9 protein-coding genes are annotated in these 12,650 nt (G+C 68.9%); 2 read left to right on the top strand and 7 right to left on the bottom strand.

Features of this window, described 5'->3' with window-relative positions:
- The first annotated feature begins 26 nt into the window (after positions 1-26).
- On the top strand, positions 27-1,853 hold the full coding sequence (locus tag ACWGKQ_RS10260) for an AMP-dependent synthetase/ligase (protein ID WP_453291445.1): 1,827 nt from the start codon (positions 27-29) through the stop codon (positions 1,851-1,853).
- A gap of 7 nt (positions 1,854-1,860) precedes the next feature.
- On the opposite strand, the gene ACWGKQ_RS10255 is transcribed toward ACWGKQ_RS10260, so the two are convergent.
- The 6 genes from ACWGKQ_RS10255 to ACWGKQ_RS10230 form a co-directional block, all read right to left on the bottom strand.
- Positions 1,861-3,891 (bottom strand): PQQ-dependent sugar dehydrogenase, encoded by a 2,031-nt coding sequence (locus ACWGKQ_RS10255; protein ID WP_453291444.1) that lies wholly within the window; start codon positions 3,889-3,891, stop codon positions 1,861-1,863.
- A gap of 11 nt (positions 3,892-3,902) precedes the next feature.
- The gene (locus ACWGKQ_RS10250; protein ID WP_453291443.1) at positions 3,903-5,246 is read right to left on the bottom strand and encodes a glycoside hydrolase family 27 protein; all 1,344 of its coding nucleotides are present in this window, start codon (positions 5,244-5,246) and stop codon (positions 3,903-3,905) included.
- A complete protein-coding gene (locus ACWGKQ_RS10245) occupies positions 5,243-8,479 on the bottom strand; it encodes a glycosyl hydrolase family 28 protein (RefSeq protein WP_453291442.1) in 3,237 nt (1,078 codons plus the stop codon). The genes ACWGKQ_RS10250 and ACWGKQ_RS10245 overlap by 4 nt, the downstream gene beginning before the upstream one ends.
- 12 nt (positions 8,480-8,491) lie before the next feature.
- A complete protein-coding gene (locus ACWGKQ_RS10240) occupies positions 8,492-9,280 on the bottom strand; it encodes a Tat pathway signal sequence domain protein (RefSeq protein ID WP_453291441.1) in 789 nt (262 codons plus the stop codon).
- A 5-nt stretch (positions 9,281-9,285) separates the two neighbouring features.
- Positions 9,286-10,476: a glycoside hydrolase family 88/105 protein gene (locus ACWGKQ_RS10235; protein WP_453291440.1), complete on the bottom strand. Its 1,191-nt coding sequence runs from the start codon at positions 10,474-10,476 to the stop codon at positions 9,286-9,288.
- A gap of 110 nt (positions 10,477-10,586) precedes the next feature.
- A complete protein-coding gene (locus ACWGKQ_RS10230) occupies positions 10,587-10,727 on the bottom strand; it encodes a hypothetical protein (RefSeq protein WP_453291439.1) in 141 nt (46 codons plus the stop codon).
- Between the two features lie 332 nt (positions 10,728-11,059).
- Here ACWGKQ_RS10230 and ACWGKQ_RS10225 point away from each other — a divergent pair, with 332 nt between their 5' ends.
- Positions 11,060-11,896, top strand: a complete 837-nt coding sequence (locus tag ACWGKQ_RS10225; protein ID WP_453291438.1) for an aldo/keto reductase — start codon at positions 11,060-11,062, stop codon at positions 11,894-11,896.
- Between the two features lie 110 nt (positions 11,897-12,006).
- Here the strand turns inward: ACWGKQ_RS10225 and ACWGKQ_RS10220 are convergent, their stop codons facing one another.
- On the bottom strand, positions 12,007-12,618 hold the full coding sequence (locus tag ACWGKQ_RS10220) for a hypothetical protein (protein WP_453291437.1): 612 nt from the start codon (positions 12,616-12,618) through the stop codon (positions 12,007-12,009).
- Between the last annotated feature and the right edge of the window lie 32 nt (positions 12,619-12,650).

Raw genomic sequence — 12,650 nt, 5'->3', positions numbered from 1 at the left:
GTGGAGCGAGGAGCGGGGAGCGGGGTTTGCGCGAGTTCACCAACCCGCCGTTGGCGTCGGCACCGCCGGTCGGCGGCCTGGCCGACTGCGTGTTCGAACGTGCCCAGACGGACCCGCTGCATGTCGCCCTGGGCCGCAAGGACGAGCTCGGCCAGTGGCGTGATGTGACCTCCGCCGAGTTCCGCGACGAGGTCCTGGCCCTGGCCAAGGGGCTCCTCGCGCGTGGCATCCGGTTCGGCGACCGGGTCGCGATCATGTCCCGCACCCGCTACGAGTGGACGCTGTTCGACTTCGCGCTGTGGACGATCGGCGCCCAAGTGGTGCCGGTCTACCCGACCTCGTCGGCGGAGCAGTGCTTCTGGATGCTCTACGACGCCGAGTGCACGGCCGCGATCGTGGAGCACGAGGACCACGCGATGACGATCGCCACCGTCATCGACCGGCTGCCGCAGCTGCGCCAGCTGTGGCAGCTCGACGAGGGCGCGGTGCAGGAGCTGTACGACGCGGGCGCACACCTCGAGGACGAGGTGGTGCACCGGCACCGGCAGGCGGTCACCCCCGACTCGATCGCCACGATCATCTACACCTCGGGCACCACGGGCCGCCCCAAGGGCTGTGTCCTGTCGCACGGGAACTTCATCTACGAGGCGGACACGGTTGTGGCCCGCTGGGAGTCGGTGTTCCGCGCGAAGAAGGGCGAGGAGGTCTCCACCCTGCTCTTCCTGCCGCTGGCGCATGTCTTCGGCCGCATGGTGGAGGTGGCGGCGGTCCGGCACGGGGTGCGCTTCGGCCACCAGCCGCAGCTGCACGCGGCCGCGCTGCTGCCCGACCTGGCCGCGTTCCGGCCGACGTTCATCCTGGCCGTGCCGTACATCTTCGAGAAGGTGTTCAACGCGGCGCGGCGCAAGGCGGAGAAGGACGGCAAGGGCGGGCCGTTCGAGAAGGCCGTCGAGATCGCGGTGAAGTACGCGGACGCCGTCGAGGCGAAGGCGTGGGGCACCGGGCCCGGCCCGTCGGCGTCGCTGCGCATGCAGCACCAGGTCTTCGACAAGCTCGTCTACGCCAAGTTGCGGGCGGCGATGGGCGGCAGGATCCGCAACGCCATGTCCGGCGGCTCGGCCATGGACCGCCGGCTCGGCCTGTTCTTCGCCGGCGCGGGCGTGCAGATCTACGAGGGCTACGGCCTGACCGAGTCGACGGCGGCGGCGACCGCCAACCCGCCCGAGCGCACCCGGTACGGCACGGTCGGCCAGGCCATTCCGGGCAGCACCGTGCACATCGCGGACGACGGGGAGATCTGGCTGCACGGCGGCAACGTCTTCCAGGGCTACCTCAACAACCAGAAGGCCACCGACGCCACCCTGCACGACGGCTGGCTGGCCACCGGCGACCTGGGCTCTCTGGACGAGGACGGCTATCTGACCATCACCGGCCGCAAGAAGGAGATCCTGGTGACCTCCGGCGGCAAGAGCGTGTCCCCCGGTGTCCTGGAGGAGCGGGTCCGCGACCATCCGCTGGTCAACCAGTGCATCGTCGTCGGCAACGACCGCCCCTACATCGCCGCCCTGGTCACCCTCGACACCGAGGCCGTCGAGCACTGGCTGCAGATGCGTGGCAAGCCCCAGATGTCCGCGGCCCAGCTGGTGCGGGACGCCGACCTGGAGACCGAGGTGCGGCGCGCGGTGGTGGCCGCCAACACCCTGGTCTCGCAGGCCGAGTCGATCCGTACGTTCCGTATCCTCGCCCAGCCGTTCACCGAGGAACACGGCCTGCTGACCCCGTCGTTGAAGCTGAAGCGCAAGGCGATCGAGAACGCCTACGCCAACGAGGTCGAGGCCCTGTACCGGGCCTGATGTCCCGTCAGCTCATACTGACCCGGAAGATCTTGTCGGATCCGTCCGGCTCGTTGCCGTTGTTGTCGCAGTTGGTGGTGGACAGCCACAGCTGGTCGGCGCCCGGCACCTTGGTCACGGTCCGCAGCCGGCCGTAGGTTCCGACGTAGTACGCCGTCGGGGTGCCGACGCTCTCGGTGTCGCCGTTGATCGGGATGCGCCACAGCCGTTCGCCGCGCAGGGACGCCATGTAGACGACGTTGCGGACGATGGCGATGCCGCTCGGGGAGGCCTCGGAGACGTTCCAGGTGGCCTTGGGGTTGGTCATCCCGGCGACCGAACAGGTGCCCTCGCAGGTCGGCCAGCCGTAGTTGGCGCCGGGCTTGATGAGGTTGAGTTCGTCCTTGGAGCTGTTGCCGAACTCGGCCTCCCACAGGCGCCCGCCCCGGTCGAAGGCGAGGCCCTGCGGGTTGCGGTGGCCGAGGCTGTAGACGTAGTTGCCGAACGGGTTGCCGGGGGCCGGTTTCCCGTCGGTCGTCATGCGCAGGATCTTGCCGTTGAGGGAGTTCTTGTCCTGGGCGAGGTCGGGTGTCTGGGCCTCCCCGGTGGAGACGTAGAGGTAGCCGTCGGGGCCGAAGAGGAGCCGGCCGCCGTTGTGGTAGCGGTTCTTCTTGATGCCCTGGAGCAGGATCTTGTAGTCGCCGAGCGTGCTGCCGTCGTAGGTCATGCGCACGACCCGGTTGCCCTCGTCCGCGGTGTGCATGAAGTAGACGTAGTGGTTCGTCTCCCACTTGGGGTCGACGGCGACGCCGAGCAGTCCGCCCTCCCCGTTGGTGGTGACGGCGTTCGGGACGGTCCCGACCTGGGTCCGGGTGCCGTCCTTGGTCACCTTCCAGACCCGGAAGTCGTCCCGCTCGGTGACCAGCGCGGTCTTGCCGTCGGGCATCCAGTAGGTGCCCCAGGGGATCGTCCAGCCGCTGGAGAGCGTGGCGATGGAGGAGGGCACCCCGCCGTCGGTGGCACAGGCCTTCGTGGTGAAGGTGACGGCGTTGCTCGGCGGGGAGACGTTTCCGGCCGCGTCCCGGGCGACGACGTCCAAGGTGTAGGGGCTGTCGCAGGCAAGGCCGGTGAGAGTGGTGGTCGTACCGCCGGTGACCGTCTTGTAGACGGTGGTCCCGCTGCGGATGTCGTACGCGGTCACCGCCCGGTCGTCGGTGGACGCGCCCCAGGTGAGGTCGGCGGTGTTCGCGGTGATGCCGGTCGCGGACAGGGTGCCGGGGGCGGTGGGCGGTGTGCTGTCGCTGCTCGGCTCGGTCGTGCAGTCGACGACGGGACTGGCCGGCGAGGTGTTCCCGGCCGCGTCACGGGCGATGACGGTGAGGTCGTAAGTGGTGTTCGGGGCGAGCCCGGTGAGGGTCTTCGAGGTCGAACTCCCGGCCGCCTCACCGATCTTGTTGCCGTGCTCGTAGAGATCGTACGCCGTCACGCCCACGTTGTCGGTGGCGGCGCCCCAGGCGAGGGTGAGCGCGTCCTCGCCGATGCCGGAGCAGGAGGGCTGGCCGGGGCGGGTGGGGGCCTGGGTGTCGGCCGCCGCGCCGAGGCTGACCTTGTCCAGGTTGGGGCCGCCGTTCGCGGTGGTGGCGGTGGCGCGGATCTTGTTGCTGCCCGCGGTCAGCGGGACGTTCACCGTCTTCGTCGCCCAGGTGTTCCAGTCGGTGGTGGCCGGGAAGGAGACACCGGCGGCGACGACCGTGCCGTTCACGGAGATGTCCAACGGCCGGTCGGCAGCGGTGCCGTTGGCGAAGCGCAGGGCGAGCGCGGAGGTGCCCGCGGTGGCGGCGCTCACCGTGAACTCCACGTACGAGCCCTTGGTGTTGGTGTAGTCGACGAAGCCGGTGCCGGTGTACCCGGTGTGGTTGGTGGCGACGGTGCCCTGGGAGATCGTCGCGTCCTCGGCCTGGTAGTCGGTGGCCGCCCGCGCGGTCCCCGGCAGCAGGGCGACGAGAGGTAAGGCCAGGGCCAGCGGCAGGGCGCGGGCCAGCAGGGTTCTGGGGGTCATGACGGTCCTCCTCAGCCGAGCGGCCGGACGCGGATCAGCCGGGTCTCGCCCGGACGCAGGGTCGCGCTGTAGGTGGTGGCGACGGTGCCCTTGTGGGAGCCGGACCACAGATCGGTGACGTCCCCGGAGCCGGTGAAACCGACCTGGGACCAGTCCACGCTCACCGTGGAGCTGCCGGACGTGCCGGTGTTGAAGAGGGCCACCACGTACTGGCCGTCGCTCTCCTTCTTGCTCCAGACCTGCTTGACCCCGCTGTTCACGATCCGCTTCGCGGCCACCCCGTCCTGGTCGACGCCGATCAGCCGGTCGTTGGTGAGCATGGCCTTGTCGACGGTGTCCAGGTGGGTGAGGTCGGTGCCGAGGAGCAGCGGGGCGGCGGCCATCGCCCAGAGGGTGAAGTGGGAGCGCCGCTGGTCGGCGGTGAGGCCCACCTGGTCGCCGTTGCCGATCTCCAGCGAGTCCAGGTCGTTCCAGCCGCCGGGGCCCGCGTACTGCTGCCAGCTCGCCGCCGTGTTGAAGCGGGCGGAGACGTGCGACCAGTCGGTGAGCGGATAGCCGCTGCCGTTGTCGCCGGGTCCGCAGTAGCACTCGACGTCGCCCTGGGTGCGCCAGCTGTTGGCCAGGGACCTCCAGGTCGGGGCGTCGGCGATCGCGAGGTTGTTGGAGAGCGCGAAGGTGATGGGGCGCCCGCTCACGCGCAGCGCCTTGGACCAGGCCTGGACGTCGGGGATGTCCTGGCTGCCCACCCCGTCGATCTTCAGGTAGTCGACTCCCCAGGAGGCGAACTGCTTGGCCCAGGAGTTCACGAATTCCTGCGCACCCGGCTTGGAGTAGTCGATGTAGTACATGTTCTTGCAGTTGTAGTTCTTCTCGGTCTTCGAGGTGTCCGCGATGTCCCGCGCGTGGTACGAGGTGCCCTCGATCGGGGTGTTCTCGGTGACGGCGTTCTTGGCGATGCCGGGCGTGACGTAGAAGCCGAACTTCAGGCCCTTGGCGTGGACGTGGTCGGCGAGTGCCTTGATGCCGTCGGGGAACTTGGCGGTGTCGACGGCCCAGCGGCCGTAGGAGTCGACGGTGAAGCCGTTCGCGTCGCACTTCTGCCAGAAGTCGTCGAGGTTGACCTGGACGAAGCCGTGGTCCTTCAGGCCGCTCGCGGCGAGCGCGTCGGCCTGCGCCTCGATCTTGGCCTGGGTGGGCCACCGGCGCACATAGCTCCAGCTGCTCCAGCCCATCGCGGGCCGGACGGCCTGGCCGTTGTCGGAGGCGGGGGCCGGGTGGCCGGGGCTCAGCAGCGGCACCGCCGCCGCGGCCAGCAGCGCGGCGGCCGCCACGGTGAGGGTTCTGGTCCTGGTCACGGGCGTCCTCCGGTCACGGGTGTCGCGTAGGCGGTGCCGATCCACGCCTCGTCGATCCGCAGTCGCTGGTAACGGGTGGTGTCGGTGGCCGCGGCCCAGGTGGAGTCCACCTCCAGGCGGACGTAACGGGCCGTGGCCGCGGTGAGGTCGATGCCCTGGATACCGCGCCGGCTGGGCAGCTGCCCGGACTTGACCGCGCTCCCCCAGCTGGCGCCGTCGTTGCTGACGTACACCTTGTAGTCCTTGATCCGCGCCGGCTGCTCGGTGTCCGACCGGGCGTAGGCGACCGAGTCCTCGCGCTGGTTGAGCCCGAGGTACTGCACCTTCTTGGCCGAGCCCAGGTCGAAGGTGAGGTTCACGGGGAGCGTCCTGTTGTTGTCCCAGTAGGTGAGGTGGTCGCCGTCACCGGCGGCCGAGCCCGCGTGGCCGCTCGCCGACGCGCTCGCGCTCACCTTGACGCCGGACAGGATGCCCTGGCGGCCGGCCGTCATGACCTTGAAGACGGTGTCGTACGGGTCCCAGTCGCCGAGCCCGGTCAGGGTCAGCACCCCGCCGGACTGCGACCACGAGACCGCCTTGCCGGTACGGAGGTCGGTGACCGAGGCGATGCGGTAGCCGTTGTCGCGGATCCGCAGGGTGCTGGTCGACGGCGGGGTCAGGACGTGGACGTACTGGCGGTCCGGGTCGTCCTTGGCGATCGTCGTCACGCCGTGGGCGCCGTCGTTCCAGAAGCCGGGTTTGAGGCCGCCGTACAGGTAGCCGCCGCCCTCGGTGCCGTGCAGGGACTCCCAGATGGGGTTGAGGTAGGAGTCCGCGAAGTTGTTGAAGGCGGCCTGGTTCGCCGGGAACTTGCCGTTGACCTGCGCGGTTTCGGCCATCAGCGCCTTCACCGAGGAGCCCGCGTTGGTGACGAGGCGGCCGAGGGTGAGCATCCGGTCGACGGACGGGTCGGAGCCGTCGTACCACCAGGCACCGGTCGAGGGCAGTTTGAAGTCGGCCTCGGTCAGACGGGGTTGGGCGGTGTAGAGGGCCTGCGGGTAGTCGTAGGCCGGGGTCATTCCCGTCTTCTGCTCATTGCTGATCATGTCCATGATCGGCGTGTCTTCGTTGTTGTTGCTGAGCGTGTAGTCCGGGCGCTTCTGGTAGATCTGCCGGTAGAGGTCGTGGCTCTCCCAGTACGCGTTGTCGTTGTCGATCCAGAAGCCGCCGAGGTCGGGGTAGCGGTCCATGACCTCGAAGAAGTTGTCGTAACTGAACTGCCCGAAGCCGTCGTTGGTGGTGAGGTCGACGTTCTTGCCCTTGTAGGCGGAGTAGGCGGCCGAGTCGAGCCACTCGTGGCCGCCCTCGTCGTGCCACTGGGGGTCGTTCGTCATGTAGAGGATGACCTTCATGCCCTTGGCCTTGGCGGCGGTGATCAGCTCACCGAGGAAGTCCCGTCGGGTGGAGCAGGAGCCGGGGATCTTCGAGGGCCAGGGGCGAGCGTAGCCGAGCCGGCTGTGGAAGGTGGCGAGGACCAGGTACTGGGTGTGCAGCTTCTGGGCCTCGTTCACCCAGTAGTCCGGGGTCCAGCCGCCGTTCGTGACGTCGTTCTCCCAGGCGGTGCAGCTGGTGTGGGCGGGGGCGGTGCGCAGGCCCCAGTGCAGGAAGAGGCCGCCGACGGAGTTGCGGAGGAAGTCCTGGCGGGGGTTCTCCAGGTCGAGCGGTTTCACGGCCGCGGTGCAGTCCTGGCCGCCGGAGACGCGGAGTGCGCCGCCGGAGGTGTTGTGACTGTCCGTCAGGCAGGCTCCGGTGACGTCCTGGAAGCCGATGTCGTACGGGGAGTCGCTGCCCTTCTGGGCGGTGAAGCGGGTGAGACGGATGTCGTCGGCCGCGCTGGCGATGACCGCCGGCCGCCCGTCGTTCGCGGCGAACTTCACGCTGCTGTCAGTGAACTGCACGTGGTCGGCGTTGTGCAGGTACCAGCCGTAGGCCGGCCGGGTGCCGATGGCCTTCGGGTTGTAGTCGTTGGGGTCGTTGCTGGGCACGCCGGTGGACATGGTGCCGTTGCCGCCGGGGACGGTGATGTCGACGTCGGTGAAGGTCACCCCGCTGATGCGGTGGCCGCTCTCGCCCCACAGGGTCGGGCTGAAGGAGGGGCTGTCGCCGGTGGCCGTGATGTCGTCGTACGTGACGTCGCTGATCGATCCGACACCGGGGCTGTCGCCGCATCGCTTCCGGGTGCCGATCTTCTCCATGATCGGCGAGTGGACGTTCGTCATCCTGATGTCTCGGTAGTGGACGTCGGAGATCTTCGCTCCGTCCATGGAGACCATGCCGAGGCCGGACTTGTCGGCGCCGTCGATGCGGATGTTCTCGAACCGGTAGTCCGAGAAGTCGCCGCAGGTCTCGGAGCCGAACATCAGGGCGTTGCAGCACTTGGCGCCCAGGGTCGAACCGCTTACCCGGACGTGCCCGTTGGGCAGCTTGGCGCCGAGTGCGTAGTCGCTCTTGAAGACCAGGGCGTCGTCGTTGGCGTGGATCGTCGCGTCGGTGATCGTGACGTCGGTCGTGGAGATGACGTTCCAGCCGTCGCGGTCGCTCGCGGTGTCGATGGTCAGGTGGTCGGAGGTCACGTTGGTGCAGCCGTTGATCAGAGCCGCGAAGTGGCCGCCGCGGCGGAGGGTGAGTCCGTCGCCGATCCTCAGACCGTCGCACCGGGTCAACGAGAGGATCTTGTCGGCCTCACCCGTCTTCGGGTTGCCGGTGATCAGGTTGCCAGCGCCGTCGATGACGCCCTGGCCGACGAACCCGATGTCGGTGAGCCGGTCGCCGTAGATCATCGCGTCGTGGAAGTGGCTGTGGCCGTAGTCCTGGTAGGCATCGTACGGGTTGGACTCGGCCTTGTCGTAGGTGTCCGCGCCGGAGCCCTGGAGGGTGGCGCCCTTGTCGAGCTGGAGCGTCACATGGCTCTTCATGTGAATGGTGTTCTTGGACTTGTAGGTGCCGGCGGTGAAGCGGACCGTGCCGCCGCCCGCCGCGCCGGCGGCTGTGACGGCCTTGTCGATGGCCGGGGTGTCGTTGGCGGAGCTGTCCCCCTTGGCGCCGTAGTCGCGTACGTCGTAGACGGCGCCGGCGCGTGGTGGAGCGGGCTGCGGAGCGGCGAGGGCCGCGGGATGGGCGAGTCCGAGGACGACGGCGAGGACGAAGAGGACGGTCGCGGCAGCACTGTGCCGTGGAGCGGTGGGGGGTCTCATGGTGACGGTTCCTCACACCTGTTGGTAGCCGCGGAGGTTGGTGAGCAGGAGGTAGGTGTCCTGGAGTGAGCCCGAGGTGTCGCCGAGGGAGCGGTAGATGCCCCACTTGGGGCGCACCCGGTCGGCCAGGAAGGTATCCACACCGGTCTTCGAGGCGTCGATCACCGTGGCGCCGCCCGACTTGAGGATCCAGCGGACCGAACCCGCCGAGCCGTTGCCGACCTTGATCTGGAAGTCGACGTCGGTCCAGGTGTCGTGCAGCGGGTCCAGATCGGTACGGCCGACCAGGATGTCGTCGACGGCGAGCTTCAGCTCGATGGTCTGCTTGCCGTTCACCCTGCGCAGCGACTGCACGACGATCGGCGAGGTGCCGGTGCCGGGCTGCTTCATCTGCATGATGTGCGTGAAGGTGGTCGTCGCCTTGAGCGAGCTCGGGATGTACATGGAGTACGTCACCCGCCAGGTCTTGCCCTCGTTCCACGTGAGGTAGCTGCCGGCGCCGGTGCGCAGGCCGGTCACCTCCTGGCGCTGGCGGTCGGTCGAGGTGTCGCGGTCGACCGTGTGCATGTTGAAGCGCCAGTTGTTCCCCGTGGCATAGATGTGCGGCTGCCCGGCGGGATGGGAGTCGGCACGGTCGTCCTCGACGGTCTCGAAGGCGCCGAGGCCGTCAGCACTCGCCGATGGGGCCCACTTGAGCTGCCAGGACGCCGCGTGTGCGGTGGTCGCGGGCAGACCGACGGCGGCCGTGGCGGCACCGGCGAGCGCGGCGCCCAGAACCGCCCTTCTGGATGTTGTGCTCATGACACTTAATCACCTCGCAGTTGCTCGTTCATGATCAGGAAGGCCCCGAGGCCGTGGAAGTCGTTCACGGACCGGGTGCGGGCGACGTAGTACGCGTAGTCGCCGACGTTGGTGCCGACGGAGATGCCGGCGAGGTCGGTGCGGCCGTCCGCGCCGACCGACAGCTCGGCGAGCACGCCCTGGTAGCCGCGGCGGGCGACGTCCGCGTAGTGCGGGTCGAGGTAGTGCTGCTGAGCACCGCGCGAGAGGGCGTAGGTGAACATGCTGGAGCAGGAGGTCTCGGTCCAGTTGTCGGCGCGTCCACCCTTGTCGATCACCTGGAACCAGCGCCCGGTCGCCGGGTCCTGGTACTTCTCCAGGGCTGCCGCCAACCTGGCGAATATGGAGAGAAGTTGCGGGCGGCGTGGCTGGTTCGCCGGGATCGCGTCCAGCACGTCGACGATCGCCATCGCGTACCAGCCGACGGCCCGGCACCAGTGCTCGGGCGCGAGCCCGGTCACCGGATCCGCCCAGCTCGCGGTCTTCGACTCGTCGTAGGCGTGCTTGAGCAGGCCGCTCGCGACCTGGAGGTGGCCGCCGTAGACGGCGAGCTGCCTGGCCGCCTCGCCGTCGGTGTACGCGCCGTCTCCGAACTCCTTGCCGTACTCGACGAGGAACGGGTTCACCATGTAGACGCCGTCCGCCCAGAGTTGATGGGCGCGGCTGCTGGTGTCGGCGTGCCAGAAGCCGCCGTCGCCCGTGCGCGGATAGCTGTCCAGGCGGTCGCGGATCTTCTGCGCCGCCTTGCGGTAGCGGTCCTGGCCCGTCTCGTGATGCAGGATCACCAGGAGCCGGCCCGCCTGCATGCTGTCCAGGCTGTTGAAGGACTGGTCGATCGAGCCGTCGCTCTTCACGAACCGGTCGACGTAGTTCTTGATGTAGGTGAGGTAGCGGGCGTCGTGCGTGCGCCGGTAGGTGAGGTACTGGCCGTAGAGGTAGAGGCCGACCGGGTAGGACCAGCCGCCGATGGCGGCCGGGGTGTAGCGGGCCATGGTGGAGTCGACGACCGCGGTGGACCAGTCGGTGGCGGCGGCCGACCTGCCCGGGGCGACGGCCGCGGCGAGGGCGGCGGCGGGCGGGGGTACGGCCGCGGGGAGCGCGGCCAGGGTGGCGGTGGTGAGCGCGACGGCCGCGACGGCGGCTCGCAGGCGTTTCATGGTCCTCCCTCTCCGAGAAGTCATACTGACCGACCGACCAGTCGGACCAGGTCGGCGCAATATCCGTGGCGCAGCCGTCCCGGCGGGCACGGCGGATCGCTCCGGGCGGATCAGCGGTCACCGAGGACGTAGCCGGTCACTTCCAGGGCGGCCTCCACGATCTGATGACCAGGGCTTCGCCAGACCTTTTCATCCGATGTCTGCCCGGCGACGGGTTCAGGACGGCGGCCCTCGGAGTTCGTCTCGTTCATGGGTGCGTACCTGCTTTCCTGAGGTTGGGGGGTCTCAGAGCACAGAGAGAGGCCTCTCTTTCACAGGGATCCGCCGGGAAACCCACAGGGATGTTCACATCTCTGCACCGGGTTCAGCGATACGTCCGACGATGCGCACCAGAGTCGCCGCAGAAACCGGCCGCGGTCAATGGTCCGGACCCGTAACGCCGGATGCATTTCCGGCCAATCTCCGCTCGCGGCGGCTGACGCACCGGCCAGTTCCGGCGGATTCCGCGGTCAGGAATGCATCGGGGCCGGTGATCGTTGACGATGGATGTACCACCTGTCGACAACCTAAGGATCGAGAGCTCGTGAGCAGCAAGGTCCCCCCGAAAATCCTCAACAACGGTGTCGAGATGCCCCAGCTGGGCTTCGGCGTGTGGCAGGTGCCGGACGACGAGGCCGAGCGGGCCGTCGTCACGGCACTGGAGGCCGGGTACCGCAGCATCGACACAGCGGCGATCTACGGCAACGAAGCGGGCACCGGCAAGGCGATCGCCGCTTCCGGCGTACCGCGCGAGGACATCTTCGTCACCACCAAGCTCTGGAACGCCGACCAGGGATACGACGCCACGCTGCGCGCCTTCGACGCGTCGCTGGAGAAGCTGGGTCTGGACTACCTGGACCTGTACCTCATCCACTGGCCGCTGCCGGCCCGGGGCAAGTACATCGACTCGTACAAGGCGTTCGAGAAGCTGTACGCCGACGGCCGGGTCAAGGCGATCGGCGTCTCCAACTTCCTCCCCGAGCACCTGGAGCGGCTGATCGCGGAGACCTCGGTCATCCCGGCGGTCAACCAGATCGAGTTGCACCCGCACCTGCAGCAGCACGTGTCCCGCGAGTTCCACGAGGAGCAGGGCATCGCCACCGAGGCCTGGTCGCCGCTCGGCCAGGGCAAGGGGCTGCTGGACGTACCGGCGATCGTCGCGATCGCACAGAAGCACAACCGCACCCCGGCCCAGGTCGTGCTCCGCTGGCACATCCAGCTGGGCAACGTGGTGATCCCGAAGTCCGTGACGCCGTCCCGGATCAAGGAGAACATCGCGGTGTTCGACTTCAGCCTGGACACCGAGGACCTCGCGGCGATCAGCGCGCTCAACGAGGACCGCCGCATCGGCCCCAACCCGGGGACCTTCGACATGGTCTGAGCGAGCCGCGCGACAAGGGCCGAGCGGGAGCTTCGCCCGAACCCGGCCGTCCCGCCGTACCCACGGTAGGGGCGGCCGTTCGCGTTCCCCGGCCCCCCGTGCGGGGCGCGTCAGCCGGAGTGCACGTCCGCGTGAACGACCTCGAACTCCTCCAGGCCGACCACGGTCACATGCGCCTTGGCGGCGTCCGCGCGCCGGGCCGCCGCCTGGCCGCCGCGCGAGCCGGCCATCGAGGCGCGGTCGACGAAGAGCGAGCCGACCATGCCCCTGCCCCGCTGCCGGTCGACGAACAGGGAGCACCGGGCGAAGCCGGGCAGGGCTTCGAGCCGGGGTATCGCCGAGGCGCGGAACGTCTCGGCGAACAGGTCGGTGTCGGCGGGGTCGAACTCCACCCGGGTGGAGCGCATCCCGCCACCCGCCCTCGGCGGCTGAACCGCGTGGAAGACGGCCACCTCGTAGTTCTCCACGGCGACGGTGCCCGCGAACGGCTCCAGCATCGGCCTGCGCCGCTCGCGCATCACCTGGTCGCTGTTGCGCCGGGACCCCTCGGAGCCCCACCAGCTCACCGCGAGCAGTTTGCCCAGATCCCGGTCGACGACGACGTCCGCGCCCCGGTACTCGGGACGTTCTTCGAGCAGTTCACGCCCCTGGCTGTTCAGGGACCTGATGGCCGCCTCGACCTTCGCCGGATCGCCGGTGACGTACACCGTGCGTACGAACATGACCCCTCGCCTCCCAGGAGCCACTGGAGCCT

The sequence above is a fragment of the Streptomyces sp. NPDC054770 genome (assembly GCF_053611985.1).
This window is presented reverse-complemented; position numbering and strand designations above follow the sequence as displayed.